Origin of the sequence: Nostoc sp. JL31 (assembly GCF_017114965.1) — a bacterium.
Taxonomy (GTDB): Bacteria; Cyanobacteriota; Cyanobacteriia; order Cyanobacteriales; family Nostocaceae; genus Nostoc; species Nostoc punctiforme_A.
On sequence record NZ_JABXKO010000017.1, the window covers coordinates 1 to 13,872 of the forward strand.

The following is a 13,872-nucleotide window of genomic DNA, read 5'->3' on the forward strand; positions in this document are numbered from 1 at the left end:
GCGCTAACCTGGGTATGGAAGTAATGCACGAGCGTAACGCTCACAACTTCCCTCTCGATTTGGCTGCTGGCGATTCTGCTCCTGTAGCTCTTTCCGCTCCTGCTATCAACGGTTAATTCTGAAGTTTAGCTAAATAAGAGAGCGCCCTCTGGTAACGGAGGGCGCTTTCTTATTTGTATAGGTAAAAGATAGGGTATACGTCAAACATTCCGAGTGCCAAAGCATATAAATTAACTTTTGCACAAACTCTAGTTAAAATACATAAGCCTCATCCTTTTTCTTTAAGATCATGGGCAACACTTTTGGTCATCTATTTCGTATAACTACTTTTGGTGAATCTCACGGCGGTGGTGTGGGGGTTGTGATTGATGGTTGTCCTCCACAACTAGAAATTTCGGCAGAAGAAATTCAAGTGGAATTAGACAGAAGGCGTCCAGGACAAAGTAAAATTACCACACCTCGCAAAGAAGCAGATACCTGCGAGATTTTATCAGGGGTATTTGAAGGCAAAACACTAGGAACACCTATAGCGATTTTGGTACACAACAAAGATGCTCGTTCGCAAGACTACGACGAGATGGCCGAGAAGTATCGCCCTTCTCACGCGGATGCAACTTATGATGCAAAATATGGCATTCGTAATTGGCAAGGCGGGGGTAGGTCGTCAGCGCGTGAGACAATTGGCAGAGTAGCAGCTGGTGCGATCGCTAAAAAAATTCTCCGTCAAGTTGCCAATGTTGAAGTTATCGGTTATGTCAAGCGCATCAAGGATTTGGAAGGTGTAGTCGATCCAAATACTGTCACCTTAGAACAAGTGGAAAGCAACATCGTGCGCTGTCCCGATGCTGAATGTAGCGATCGCATGATTGAATTAATTGAACAAGTTGGTAGACAAGGTGATTCTATCGGCGGTGTCGTAGAATGTGTGGCGCGTAACGTACCAAAAGGTTTGGGCGAACCAGTATTTGATAAATTGGAAGCTGATATCGCTAAGGGTGTGATGTCTCTCCCTGCTAGCAAAGGCTTTGAAATTGGTTCTGGTTTTGGGGGGACATTGTTAACCGGAATTGAGCATAACGACGAATATTATATTGATGAAAATGGTGAAATTCGCACTGTAACTAACCGTTCTGGTGGTATTCAGGGGGGAATTTCCAACGGGGAAAATATCATTTTACGAGTTGCATTTAAGCCGACGGCGACAATTAGAAAAGAGCAAAAAACAGTAACTCGTGAAGGTGAAGAAACCCTATTAGCAGCAAAAGGACGACACGATCCTTGTGTGTTACCGCGTGCAGTTCCAATGGTGGAGGCGATGGTGGCGCTGGTATTGTGTGACCATTTGTTACGGCATCATGGACAGTGTAAGGTGTTGTAATTAATAGAGCGATCGCTTTTAAAAGATAGTCTCACATTCCTTACTTATTAAATAAGTCGGGAATATTATTGTTACTAGCTGTAGCGACCGCACAACAATCGCCGAACGGTGTAAGATGTTTAGTACAGCGTTGCATTAAGCAGAGAAGGGCGATCGTTGATGAGTAAGGCAACGAGCTACGACCAAGACTTTCTGTTGTGGACACAACAACAAGCCGAGTACTTGAAGAAAGGATATTGGGCTGAGTTGGACGTTGAACACTTGGTAGAGGAACTAGAGGCTTTGGGTCGCAGTGAACAGAAAGAACTCGGTAGCTATTTGCAGGTGCTGTTAATGCACTTACTCAAATGCCAGTATCAGCCTGAGCGAAGAACCAAAAGCTGGGATAATACACTGTCAAACTGCCGAGATCAAATTCAAGATTGTTTGGAAGATACTCCCAGTTTGCAGCGTTTTCTTCAAGATTCAGTGTGGATACAAAAATATTATCGACGCGCTTGTCGTGATGCAGCTAAAGAAACTCAGAAATCTGTTGAAAATTTTCCTGCTGAATGTCCATTTATAATTGAGCAGATTCTTGATCCAAGCTTCTTAGCTTAAAATACATTTGAAAATTTGATTTTTCAGGCATCCTATTACAAATTTTTATACTGTCCTATTTGACGGCACCAATCTCTATAAGAAATGAACACTCTTTGGAAATCATCTTCAGATGGTAAAATTCCATGATGAGCAACAATATTTCGCAAATCCTCTAGTTGAGCAAATCTATTGTCAATAAAATTAATGTCTCCAATGTAAGGTAGGAATAGTTCTTCCTTCTTTTTAATCAATTTTGCCAAATCACCCCAATCAATACAATAAAGAGGTGAACTACCTCCTCTTGGGGAAACCCACTTGTTTTTTATTTCTTTATTTTTAACTCTTTCTACTTTCTTTAACATATCTGTATTTGCAACTTGTTCCCACCAATTATCTCCAAGTTCCTTTGAGAATATTTTTTCAATAAAACAATGAACCGAATTTTCGTAACAGTGGAGAATTACATATAAACTAGACATTCTATCGGCACTTAAAACATCTTCATGATTAAGATAGGGCGTATTAAATATTTCAGTAGTTTCTAGTTTATTAAGAATTCCTATGAGCGTAGCTTTTGCGATTGACATGGCTACCCATAAAGAGCCATCATCTGAATAAATTGTACCGTTTAGTGCTTTGTTCCAACTATTTAATTCATCATTCATGTCAGCACTAGCAAGTATTTGTTTAACATTGTCTATCCAGTTTGAAAAGTGCCGACAAATAACATCTGGAGAGTCATAAAACTCTTCCATGCTAGATAAACCAGACAACAATGCTTCTATAATTTCTCGTTTATTTTTCATAAGCCTTAAGCAAATGGGTAATTAATATTATATTACGTATATTAGTAAGATGTGATTATTTTAACTACACTAAACAATGTCATGAAGCAAAAAGAAAATTAACATTTTTAATTACTAGAGAATTAAAATTTCTACCAGCCACTATTCACCCAACTTAAATATTTGTTTATCTGTGAAATTTGATTATATTGACATTTTGGTGATTCGTTCATTTAAATAAGTAATTTTCAAAACTCAGGTATAATTGCTATATATTATGGTATTGCAACTTAATATAAATAATTAAACATGGATTTTATAACAATTTTAGGATTAGCTGCCGCCACAATAACCACAATCTCTTTTTTGCCACAGATGTTTAAAACTTGGCAAACAAAATCAGCAAAAGATGTTTCTTTGGTGACGCTAATTACATTCATAAGTGGTGTTTTTTTGTGGCTAATCTATGGAATTTATTTACAATCCTTGCCAATTATTCTTGCTAACGCCATAACATTGATTTTTAACTTAATTATTCTATGGCTTAAAATTAAATATAGATAAACTTGCCTCTAACAAACACCTGTGACATCATCTGTATTTGACTCTGAACGCCTTCTATTTACACCTACTACCCCAGACACCAACGCTATCCCCATAATCTTCGCCTTTCCCAATGAGTACAGCGTAGGTATCACTAGCCTTGGCTATCAGGTGGTGTGGGCAACTTTTGCAATGCGTGATGATGTGCAGGTGAGTCGCCTGTTTACAGATACTCACGAACAACTCCCTAGAACGCCGGAAATTGTGGGATTTTCGATTTCGTGGGAACTGGATTATGTGAATATTTTAAATTTGCTGGAATCTTTAGAAATTCCTATTCGGGCAACCTCTCGTGATGATTCTCATCCGATAATTTTTGGTGGTGGCCCCGTTCTTACTGCTAACCCCGAACCTTTTGCAGATTTTTTTGATGTCATTTTGCTGGGAGATGGCGAAATCTTGTTAGGGAATTTTATTGAGGCTTATAAAGAAGTAAGAAATGCCTCAAGACAAACTCAACTAAAAAGACTTGCACAAATACCAGGAATTTATGTACCCAGTTTGTATGAGGTGGAATATCACACAAGAGATGGTGAAGTAAAGTCAATTAAACCAATTTCTGCCGAAATTCCCGCAGTGGTACAAAAGCAAACTTATCGAGGAAATACTCTATCGGCATCAACTGTAGTCACTGAAAAAGCCGCATGGGAAAATATCTACATGGTAGAAGTGGTGAGAAGTTGTCCAGAAATGTGCCGCTTTTGTTTGGCAAGTTATCTCACACTGCCTTTTAGAACAGCCAGTCTGGAAGATTCATTAATTCCAGCGATCGCAAAAGGTTTAGAAGTCACAAACCGGCTAGGATTATTAGGGGCTTCAGTTACTCAACATCCAGAATTTGAGGCGTTGCTAGATTATATTAGTCAGCCAAAATATGATGATGTCCGTCTCAGTATTGCCTCAGTCCGAACTAATACCGTAACAGTCCAGTTAGCAGAAACTTTGACGAAACGAGACACGCGATCGCTTACCATTGCGGTAGAGAGTGGTTCTGAGAAAATCCGCCAAATCGTCAACAAAAAGCTGCATAACGATGAAATTATTCAAGCAGCGATAAATGCCAAAACTGGTGGATTAAAAGGCTTGAAACTCTACGGAATGGCAGGAATTCCTGGTGAGGAAGCAAAAGATTTAGAGCAAACCGTGGTGATGATGCGTAATATCAAAAAAGCTGCACCGGGATTGCGCTTAACATACGGATGCAGCACCTTTGTACCCAAAGCACACACACCGTTTCAATGGTTTGGCGTGAATCGGCAAGCAGAAAAGCGGTTGCAGTTTTTGCAAAAACACCTAAAACCGCAGGGAATAGAGTTTCGCCCAGAAAGCTATAATTGGTCGATTATACAGGCTTTGTTATCGAGAGGCGATCGCAGACTCTCCCAACTTCTCGAACTTACTCGTGACTTTGGCGATTCTTTGGGCAGCTACAAACGTGCTTTCAAACAACTCAAAGGACAAATCCCTGATTTAGATTTCTACGTCCACGCCGAATGGTCAACAGAACAAGTATTACCCTGGAGCCACTTGCAAGGGCCTCTGCCACAGTCTACACTACTAAAGCATTTGGCTGATGCTAAGAGTTATATCAATCCATCCCCAAAAGAATTACAGCCATTGACTTCATAGCTGAAAACTTGATGCAAAACACAGCTGAGTATTACTGCGCCTATTGCGGCGAACCGAACTTAACTTTTATTGATTTGAGTGCTGGAGGACAGCAATCTTACGTTGAAGATTGTCAAGTTTGTTGTAACCCAAATATTTTGTATGTGCGGGTTGATGAAGATACCCTAGATATCGAGATTGATACCGAATCCGAAAGTTGAATTTTAGGTTTTTCTTTCCATGCTGCACTTTAAACATTCCTCAATCATTAATGCCTCACCAGAAGTAGTTTGGAAATTTCACGAAAGGCCAGATATTTTGCAACTGTTAAATCCACCTTGGCAGCCAGTACAAGTGGTTCGTCGTGAAGGAGGGCTAAACGTGGGCGCTATCACCGAATTTCGCTTGTTTCTCGGCCCATTACCCTTAACTTGGTTAGCGCGTCATACTGAATGTGAAAAATATCGCCTGTTTACTGACGAACAGATATCTGGCCCCTTTGAATCGTGGGTACATCGACATGAATTTGAAGCAGAAAATGGCAAAACCAGATTAACTGACACTATTTCCTTCTCTATGCCTGGTGGAGGAACTGTTGAATTTGTCAGTGGTTGGCTAGTACAAGCACAATTAGAAGCAATGTTTCGCTACCGCCACTATGTGACTAAACGAGAATGCGAGTAATTATGAGCATTCTCTTGTAGTAAGTGGCTCCAGATTTTGAGCTTAGTAGGAGCCATACTTATTATTTTATCTTTGTCAGTTTGGATAATAAAAATCAGTAAATTTTCTAATTTACATTAGATTTTTTTGACATTATAAATACTTTTTTGCTAACTTCAAAGTGTCTCCTGAAAAGCTTAAAAATCTCATCCTTAGAGTTGAAGTTTAATCTTTAGGCTGAACTTTGCTGCGATCACTTGGCAATGATCGCTTTCTAGCCTACATTAGTTTGGGATCTCAAAGGCTACAGCATCATACACAAATTACTCTACTTCATTCCCTACCTTGCCGCTAATTATGTTACTGCCTTTTTCCCAGACTTCGGCTGTTTGAAAAAGCCTAATCTTAAAAACACTAGTTTTTATAATCACTAAAGCTACCAGTACTATGACTTACATAATTCAACTGCCATACCAAAAACAGTTGTTGGTATGGCGGTTAGATGTGTAATAATAGTTAAAGTATCTTAATATTTCTAAATATCTTAAGGTGTTGGCACTATCCAATGCAAAACACTGACTACTAATAGAGTTTTCTGGCTGGTGGTTAGTGGTTTTTGTGGTGACTATATTTTAGGAATTTTTACCTGAATACTAGGCGGAGTAAAAGCGTGATTCAATTAGAACAACCACCCAGTCATCAAACAAAGCTGACTCCAGTAGTGAAAAGTAAATCTCAGTTTAAAGGACTTTTCATTGCTATTTTCATTGTGAGTGCATGGGTCATTAGCTTGAGTTTATTACTTCCCCTTGACATCTCCAAATTAAAAATTTGGATGCTATTGCCTAGCATAGCTTGGCAAACATTTTTATATACGGGATTATTTATTACATCTCATGATGCTATGCATGGGGTAGTCTTTCCCCAAAACAGCAAAATTAATCATTTTATTGGGACATTAACTCTATCTCTTTATGGTCTTTTACCATATAAAAAATTATTGAAAAAGCATTGGCTACACCACCACAATCCAGCAACTCAAATAGACCCAGACTTTCATAATGGTAAACATAAAAACTTCTTTGCTTGGTATTTACATTTTATGAAAGGTTACTGGAGTTGGGGACAAATAGTTGCTCTAACAATTATTTATAACTTTGCAAAATATATACTCCATATACCCAGTGATAATTTAAATTATTTCTGGGTATTTCCTTCAATTTTAAGTTCATTTCAATTATTTTATTTTGGGACTTTCCTCCCACATAGTGAACCAAACGAAGGCTATATTCAGCCTCATTGTGCCCAAACGATTAACCGTCCAATTTGGTGGTCATTTATCACGTGCTATCATTTCGGCTACCACGAGGAACACCACGAATATCCTCATATTCCTTGGTGGCAGTTACCAGAAATTTATAAAGCAAAATAGCTCTTGTTTTTCTAATAAATAAGTGGGCGTGAATAATTAAAGGTTTGTAGTCAGCGTCTCCAGCCCTTAAAATAAGTCTGGGGCTGCTTACTAAGAGCAAATTTATTCTGCTTATGTCAATTTATAATTCTCGTCGTGTAACCTATAGCCCTGCTTATACAATCGTTCCCACTTACGAGTGCTTTAATCGGTGTAGTTACTGCAACTTTCGCAGTGAACCGGGTAAAAGTCCCTGGATGAGTCTTTCAGATGCAGATAGTATTTTAAAACCACTTCAAAACGAAAAAGTCTGCGAAATTCTCATACTTAGCGGTGAAGTACATCCTCATTCGCCAAAGCGTCAGGCGTGGTTTGGGCGAATTTATGATTTGTGTGAATTAGCGCTTTCAATGGGGTTTTTACCACACACAAACGCGGGGCCGCTAAGTTTTGAAGAAATGCAAAAGCTCAAGCGTGTGAATGTTTCGATGGGGCTGATGTTGGAACAGTTAACGCCAACATTGTTAAATAGTGTACATCGGCACGCACCGAGTAAATTACCAGAAATTCGTTTACAACAATTGCAATGGGCGGGAGAGTTGCAGATTCCCTTTACGACTGGGTTACTGTTGGGAATTGGGGAAACTGTAGATGATTGCTGGGAAACATTAACAGCTATATCTCAATTGCATCAACGTTATCACCATATTCAAGAAGTTATCCTGCAACCTCATAGTCCAGGATATCAGCAAACCTTTGATGCACCACCTTTTGACCCTCATCAGTTACCAGAAGTAATTTTTAAGGCACGTCAGATTTTACCGCCAGATATTACTATTCAAATTCCGCCGAATTTAGTTAAAGATGACCGATGGTTACTCGCTTGTATCGAAGCTGGTGCGCGAGATTTAGGTGGAATTGGGCCAAAAGATGAGGTGAATCCCGATTATCCTCATGTTCAAGAACAGGCATTGAGAGAAATTTTACAGCCTGCGGGGTGGGAATTGGTGCCGCGTTTACCGATTTATCCGCAATTTGATAGCTGGTTGTCGGGGGAATTACAAACCGCAGTGAACCGATCGCGGAATGCTATGTTATTGGTTTAACAGATTTAGTACGATCGCTAACCAAGAGCGATTACCTTACTACTGATTAACCAAAACGTATACATCTCCCTTGACTTTGCCCAGATTTGACAATGATCAATGATCAGGAATTCCTTCATGGCGCTGCGTTTTTGCGGCTAATTAATTATGGAGAACGCCTCACAATAACTCATGCATCTTCGATACATTCATCCATTTATCTAGTTGAAACTGAGATTAGTAAATCGGCTATTCTTTTTAAGGTTTCTAAAAAACCCAAATCTGCATGGTCTTTTACCTTCAGTAGTCAAGAAGAATTAGCCTTAGATACTCTGCATACTAAGTATCACGATATTTCAGTATTTTTGGCATTTATCTGTCATAAAGACGGTATCTGTTGCATCTCTCAGAAAAGGCTTTGGAGTATATTGGACAAAAATGCTGGTATTCCTGGGCAACACATATCTGTGTCTCGAAAGACACATGGTAGCTATCATATAAGTGGCCCAGGTAGACAACAGATGGATCAGACAGTGCCTCAAAATGACTGGCCTCGTGTACTTTTTTCCAATTAGGACAACACCGATGAGTAAGATAGATATTGCAACGGATGGATATTGTATTAATAAAGTTATTGACAAAGTTAAAAGCAAAATTGGGGATAAAGCAGCAGAGCAATTAAAACAAACTGCTGTTGAGGTAGTCCAGAATTGCGTTCATTTTTACTCAACAACTTTTGGTTCTGGTGATGTTGGTGCTACCGGTACAGGTATTGTGAGTCAGCATCACAAGGGAAAAATAGCTGATGGTACTACCGGACTAATCTATGGCAAAGTTCAAAGCGGTAAAACTAACACTATCATTGCTACACTAGCACTTGCTCAGGCTAACCATTTCCGTTGCTTCATTGTGTTGACTTCTGACAATACCTGTCTAGGTGAACAAACTGCTGATCGTTTTACCGAGCAACTTAAAGGTGGACCCCGTATTTGTAATTGGAAAGAATGGAGAAGCGATCCAGAAGACTTTGCAACTAATCAATTACTTGATTATATGAAAGATACTGGTGTTGTCCTAGTATCTACAAAGAATAAAAGTCATTTAGATAACTTGTTGAAAGTTCTTAAGTATTCTAAAGCCAGTAGTGTGCCTACTCTAATATTTGATGATGAAGCTGATAATGCTAGCCCAAATACTAACGAAGCAAAACAGGCTAAAAAAGGTAAAGAGACAGTTCCAGATAGTGCAATTTTTGAAAAAATTGGCAATATTCGTAAAGAGGTAGGAAATCATATATATTTGCAGATTACTGCAACTCCTCAAAGTCTTCTATTACAAAATATTAATCATCCCTGTAAACCAGTTTTCTGTGCTGCTCTCCCTCAACCTGGTGATAGTTATATTGGAGGGAATTTATTTTTTTCAGATAACAGCGAATATTGCTGTACAAAAGTTGAACTAGAAGAGCTAGATCAATTAAAAAAACAGGGAGGCAAGATCAACCCTGGCAATAATTGGGATATACCTCCCGGATTGAGACTATCTCTATGCTGTTTTTTCTTAGGTTCAATATATAAAATAGAATCTGCAAAGAATTCAGAAGCTAAATACTCTTTTCTGGCTCATATTGACCACAAGCGTATCACTCATAGCACCTTGGAAAAGGTTATTCGCGGCTTTATTGCGGAGCTTGATAAGGCGCTTCGAGGAAAACTATCTGCTGCAAAGCGTGAAGAAGCAATGAAGTGGTTAAATGAAGCCTATACAGAGTTAAGTGAAACAGCGAAAAATCTCCCGCCACTAAATGATTTAGTTATAGAGCTAGAGCATGAGCTACGGAATGCTATCCCAAAGGTTATTGATGCGAGTAATCCAGATAAAGGACTAAAGTATAGCTCAGGAATGAATATTCTTATAGGGGGTAACAGACTTGGACGAGGTGTCACTATTGAGGGATTAATGATTACTTATTACGGACGTGATGCCAAGCAAAAGACGATGGATACAGTTCATCAGCACGCACGGATGTTTGGTTATCGTCAGGAACTACTTGATGTGACTCGCCTTTTTTTGCCTCAGCATATTTTAGAAGATTTCCGAGCAATTCATGAAGCTGATGAGGGAATGCGTCAGGTGATTGGAGACGATCCTAATAATATTCAGATTACGCCAGTTTGGGTAGGCCCCACACTCAAGGCAACTCGTTCTAATGTCTTGAATTTAGCAGCAATTAATGCTTTTATACCAGGCTCACATATTTTTCCTCGCCATCCTTTGTGGAAAGCCTCGGAAATTAGAAAAGATGTAGAAGAGTTAGATAAGCTACTAGCTAGTTACGAGAGTATAGGTGAGAAAGGCGAGTATCACGAAGTAGAAATTGACTTTCTCATCAAAATTCTTTCTTGTATAAGAAGCCGCTATTGGCCAGGATATCCCTGGCAAGATGACAGAGTTAAAGACTTGCTTATTCAAATGAAGACACAAGATATCTCGACAGGACGGCTCAATGTTGTTCGAGGAAAAACGGGTAAGGGACTAGAATTGACACGACAAGAACCCTCTGGATGGGGAGGCTTTGGTTTTATCAATGCTAGGGTGCTAAATAAACCTAAAACTGAGTACCCAAATGTTCCTACTCTTTTGCTCATGTATGAAAAAGGCGAAAATAAAGAACGTTGGGATAATCAACCGCTTTATCTTCCAACGTTGATTTTACCTAAAAACAAATTTGTCTTCATGTTCAATTACTCCGAGGTTGCTGAAGAATTAGAAGATGATATAGATTTTCAGGATTAAAAAATAAGTGCGTGATGTAGCGATCGCACAATTAATAGAATAATAGATTTTTCTCATAAGCGATCGCTTTCACAATCTCAGTTGCAATAGCAACTTAAGCCAGTACTACCAAAATAGCGTCAAATAAATACCCGCCGTGAACTAATTCACAACGCATCCCTCAAAAGAGAGAGATAGGAGCCTAAACCCTGTTGTAAAATAGACATATAAGGATTCGGGGGGCCATTTTACTGGTCATAAACGCCTATAGAAACTATTTTTGGAAATCTCCAAGGTCTGAAGTCCAGCCAGCTGAAGCAACTACAGCGGCTGTATCACCAGCGCATACCAGGCGATCGCATCACCACGCCTGAGTTTTCTCAGCGTCTGGCAGCAATTAGCACAGAAGTCAATCAGCCTGTGTGCGCTTACATAAACCGTCGCGGACAAGTGATTCGCGTCGGGGTAGGCACACCGCGTCAAACGCAAATACCACCGATGGAATTGCCCCGTTACGGTGCAGAACGACTCAGTGGTATTCGTTGCATTGCCACACATCTGAAGCCAGAACCGCCCAATGAAGCGGCACTCACGGCGATGGCATTACAACGCTTAGATGCCCTAGTTGTCCTAAATATTACCGGAACCGGATTTACACGGCGGGGAGGCGGTGCGACTGGGTATGTCAAAGAAGCTTATCTAGCTCATCTGACACCCCAAGAGTCTCGCACCCTGATTACTAGTCCTGCTGCTCCCAAGATAGGGGAAAGCCAAATCCAATCCCCAAGTTGGAATATATCGCCACCTCTAGACTTGGACGATCTGGCAGACCAGGATTTAGTAGACTTGGTAGAAAATCTGGAAGCGGAATTCCAGCGGGAATTTATCGCCCAGGAAGTTGATGCTGACCACGATCGCGTGCTGATTGTGGGGCTGATGACCAGTGAGGTGACTCCCCTACAATTCCAAGATACCCTAGTGGAATTGGCACGTTTAGTTGATACCGCTGGGGGAGATGTATTACAGACAATACAACAAAAGCGATCGCGCGTTCATCCTCAAACCGTAGTTGGCGAAGGTAAGGTGCAAGAAATTGCCCTAACAGCCCAAACACTAGGAGTCAACCTCGTCGTCTTCGACCGCGACCTCTCACCCTCCCAAGTCCGCAACTTAGAAATGCAAATTGGTATCCGGGTGGTTGACCGCACCGAAGTAATTTTGGATATCTTTGCCCAACGCGCCCAGTCTCGTGCCGGTAAATTGCAAGTAGAACTAGCACAGTTAGAATACATGCAACCGCGACTGGCTGGTAGAGGTCGCACCATGTCCCGATTGGGTGGTGGTATTGGGACTCGTGGCCCTGGTGAAACCAAACTGGAAACTGAACGCCGTGCCATTGGGCAGCGCATTTCCCGACTGCAAAAAGAAGTAACTCAGTTGCAAGCCCATCGTTCGCGGTTACGGCAGCGACGGCAGCATCGAGAAGTTCCTTCAGTTGCTTTAGTTGGATATACCAACGCTGGCAAGTCCACTTTGCTGAATGCTCTCACGAATGCAGAAGTTTATACAGCCGACCAGTTATTTGCCACTCTCGATCCCACCACGCGCCGCCTGGTGATTCCTTATGGCGAAACCAATGAACATCAGGAAATTCTGATTACAGATACAGTAGGGTTTATACACGAACTGCCTGCATCGTTAATGGATGCCTTCCGCGCCACCTTGGAGGAAGTTACAGAAGCCGATGCCCTACTACACTTGGTGGATTTGTCTCACCCTGCTTGGTTGCGTCATATTCGCTCAGTCAGAGAAATTTTGGCACAAATGCCAATAACTCCTGGCCCGGCGCTAGTGATTTTTAATAAGATTGATCAAGCTGATAGTGAGACACTAGCTCTAGCTAGGGAAGAATTTCCCCTCGCAGTATTTATTTCTGCGAGTCAGCGCTTGGGATTAGAAACCCTACGTCAGCGCCTTGCCCAGCTAATTGAATATGCCGTAGACTCTCAGTAAATACCGAAGATAAATTTTGAATTTATAAAAAGTAGTGCCGTAGTTAATATAACTACGGCATTACTTTTAGATATTTATACTGTTTTCTACTATATTGAAGTTCTAATAATTGCTATAGAATTTCCTGAATGACAAGATCATGAAAAACGTCCTAAAACCAATAGCTACAGGGTACTTTTATTTTCTACTTTATCCTGCAATCAATTTCTGCTTATAGACAAACACTAATACTTAAGAATCGTTTCATAGCAAGGATTTGAGTGTTTAATTATTTAGGCTATTTTTCATCGATATTCCTATCCGGTAAGCATTTTAGAAATTATGTGCGTTTGCCTTGGGTAAAGCAAATGGAAGATTTAATCCTTGTAAATACAAAACATTAGTTTTAATGAATATTGTTAATGACCGTAATTTTTCGATTACTTTATTTAAATTTAATAAATAATTCAATAAATTGTTAACTAACAATAAAATACCATTGTAAAAATACTTAAAAATCCCAATCATCCTAGAAAAAATATTTTTATACCTCTAAATTAAAGTTTTAGTAAATATGTAAATAGAACCTAGACACATGAGAATACATGTATAAAAATATATATGTATACAACTGAAGAGAAGCTAGTTTCAAAGATTTAGTTTGTCTAGATTCTGATTCAAATATCTTGAGCCAACTTGAGATGTAGTCGTTTAATTTATTACTCAATAAAAAAGGCGTTTAAGCGAAGTGTCTCAAATATATTCACAGAAACTAGTAGGTTGCGTAATCTGTGGTTTCTCATCCTTAATTTTGGTAATAGCCTTACAAATACCTAGAGCTGAGGCTGTTTCCACTCAAAGTACCACTCAACAGGACAAGGCTGCTGACAAGGCTGCTGCTGATAAAGCCGCCCAAGAGAAAGCTGACAAGGCTGCTGCTGATAAAGCCGCTCAAGAGAAAGCTGACAAGGCTGCTGCTGATAAAGCCGC

General features: G+C 40.0%; 14 protein-coding genes and 1 pseudogene. 13 read left to right on the forward strand and 2 right to left on the reverse strand.

The features are described 5' to 3' along the window. The 3 genes from HWQ43_RS02765 to HWQ43_RS02775 form a co-directional block, all read left to right on the forward strand. On the forward strand, positions 1–116 hold a 116-nt coding region (locus HWQ43_RS02765), incomplete at its 5' end, for a photosystem II protein D1 (protein WP_292730004.1). Positions 117–289: 173 nt separating this feature from the next. Continuing rightward, positions 290–1,378, forward strand: coding sequence for a chorismate synthase (gene aroC / locus HWQ43_RS02770; protein WP_292729927.1), 1,089 nt, complete (start codon positions 290–292; stop codon positions 1,376–1,378). Between the two features lie 159 nt (positions 1,379–1,537). Continuing rightward, positions 1,538–1,978, forward strand: coding sequence for a DUF29 domain-containing protein (locus HWQ43_RS02775; RefSeq protein ID WP_292729930.1), 441 nt, complete (start codon positions 1,538–1,540; stop codon positions 1,976–1,978). A gap of 35 nt (positions 1,979–2,013) precedes the next feature. Here HWQ43_RS02775 and HWQ43_RS02780 read toward each other — a convergent pair whose 3' ends face one another. Then, on the reverse strand, positions 2,014–2,766 hold the full coding sequence (locus HWQ43_RS02780) for a Swt1 family HEPN domain-containing protein (RefSeq protein ID WP_292729932.1): 753 nt from the start codon (positions 2,764–2,766) through the stop codon (positions 2,014–2,016). A gap of 288 nt (positions 2,767–3,054) precedes the next feature. Between HWQ43_RS02780 and HWQ43_RS02785 the strand changes: the two genes are divergently transcribed. The 7 genes from HWQ43_RS02785 to HWQ43_RS02815 all read left to right on the forward strand — a co-directional run bounded on the left by HWQ43_RS02785 (position 3,055) and on the right by HWQ43_RS02815 (position 8,690). Then, positions 3,055–3,309, forward strand: coding sequence for a SemiSWEET transporter (locus HWQ43_RS02785; protein ID WP_104905670.1), 255 nt, complete (start codon positions 3,055–3,057; stop codon positions 3,307–3,309). Between the two features lie 21 nt (positions 3,310–3,330). Further along, positions 3,331–4,977, forward strand: coding sequence for a radical SAM protein (locus HWQ43_RS02790; RefSeq protein ID WP_292729939.1), 1,647 nt, complete (start codon positions 3,331–3,333; stop codon positions 4,975–4,977). Between the two features lie 11 nt (positions 4,978–4,988). Next, positions 4,989–5,177, forward strand: a complete 189-nt coding sequence (locus HWQ43_RS02795; RefSeq protein ID WP_012411100.1) for a CPXCG motif-containing cysteine-rich protein — start codon at positions 4,989–4,991, stop codon at positions 5,175–5,177. Between the two features lie 19 nt (positions 5,178–5,196). Next, positions 5,197–5,640 carry an SRPBCC family protein gene (locus HWQ43_RS02800; protein ID WP_292729942.1) on the forward strand — a complete coding sequence of 148 codons (444 nt, stop codon included), beginning with the start codon at positions 5,197–5,199 and terminating at the stop codon, positions 5,638–5,640. Positions 5,641–6,289: 649 nt separating this feature from the next. Then, entirely contained in the window at positions 6,290–7,051 is a 762-nt protein-coding gene (gene crtW / locus HWQ43_RS02805; RefSeq protein ID WP_292729945.1) for a beta-carotene ketolase CrtW, read from the forward strand. Between the two features lie 113 nt (positions 7,052–7,164). Then, positions 7,165–8,136 (forward strand): 7,8-didemethyl-8-hydroxy-5-deazariboflavin synthase subunit CofG, encoded by a 972-nt coding sequence (gene cofG, locus HWQ43_RS02810; protein WP_292729948.1) that lies wholly within the window; start codon positions 7,165–7,167, stop codon positions 8,134–8,136. Between the two features lie 92 nt (positions 8,137–8,228). Beyond that, the gene (locus tag HWQ43_RS02815) at positions 8,229–8,690 is read left to right on the forward strand and encodes a hypothetical protein (RefSeq protein ID WP_292729950.1); all 462 of its coding nucleotides are present in this window, start codon (positions 8,229–8,231) and stop codon (positions 8,688–8,690) included. Positions 8,691–9,457: 767 nt separating this feature from the next. Here HWQ43_RS02815 and HWQ43_RS33680 read toward each other — a convergent pair. Beyond that, positions 9,458–9,592, reverse strand: a complete 135-nt coding sequence (locus HWQ43_RS33680) for a hypothetical protein (protein ID WP_366932770.1) — start codon at positions 9,590–9,592, stop codon at positions 9,458–9,460. 56 nt (positions 9,593–9,648) lie between these two features. Here HWQ43_RS33680 and HWQ43_RS33685 point away from each other — a divergent pair, with 56 nt between their 5' ends. From HWQ43_RS33685 to HWQ43_RS02830, 3 genes and pseudogenes are all read left to right on the forward strand, one after another. Continuing rightward, positions 9,649–10,911 (forward strand): Z1 domain-containing protein, encoded by a 1,263-nt coding sequence (locus HWQ43_RS33685; RefSeq protein ID WP_366932771.1) that lies wholly within the window; start codon positions 9,649–9,651, stop codon positions 10,909–10,911. A 246-nt stretch (positions 10,912–11,157) separates the two neighbouring features. Continuing rightward, a complete protein-coding gene (gene hflX, locus HWQ43_RS02825) occupies positions 11,158–12,903 on the forward strand; it encodes a GTPase HflX (protein ID WP_292730007.1) in 1,746 nt (581 codons plus the stop codon). A 727-nt stretch (positions 12,904–13,630) separates the two neighbouring features. Beyond that, a pseudogene (locus tag HWQ43_RS02830) lies at positions 13,631–13,872 on the forward strand (hypothetical protein); the annotation flags it as partial.

What these genes read in the sequence shown, in the direction of transcription:
- aroC (WP_292729927.1), top strand. Translation starts at nt 290, where the DNA reads ATGGGCAACACTTTTGGTCATCTATTTCGTATAACTACTTTTGGTGAA.
- HWQ43_RS02775 (WP_292729930.1), top strand. Translation starts at nt 1,538, where the DNA reads ATGAGTAAGGCAACGAGCTACGACCAAGACTTTCTGTTGTGGACACAA.
- HWQ43_RS02780 (WP_292729932.1), bottom strand. Translation starts at nt 2,766, where the DNA reads ATGAAAAATAAACGAGAAATTATAGAAGCATTGTTGTCTGGTTTATCT.
- HWQ43_RS02785 (WP_104905670.1), top strand. Translation starts at nt 3,055, where the DNA reads ATGGATTTTATAACAATTTTAGGATTAGCTGCCGCCACAATAACCACA.
- HWQ43_RS02795 (WP_012411100.1), top strand. Translation starts at nt 4,989, where the DNA reads ATGCAAAACACAGCTGAGTATTACTGCGCCTATTGCGGCGAACCGAAC.
- HWQ43_RS02800 (WP_292729942.1), top strand. Translation starts at nt 5,197, where the DNA reads ATGCTGCACTTTAAACATTCCTCAATCATTAATGCCTCACCAGAAGTA.
- cofG (WP_292729948.1), top strand. Translation starts at nt 7,165, where the DNA reads ATGTCAATTTATAATTCTCGTCGTGTAACCTATAGCCCTGCTTATACA.
- HWQ43_RS02815 (WP_292729950.1), top strand. Translation starts at nt 8,229, where the DNA reads ATGATCAATGATCAGGAATTCCTTCATGGCGCTGCGTTTTTGCGGCTA.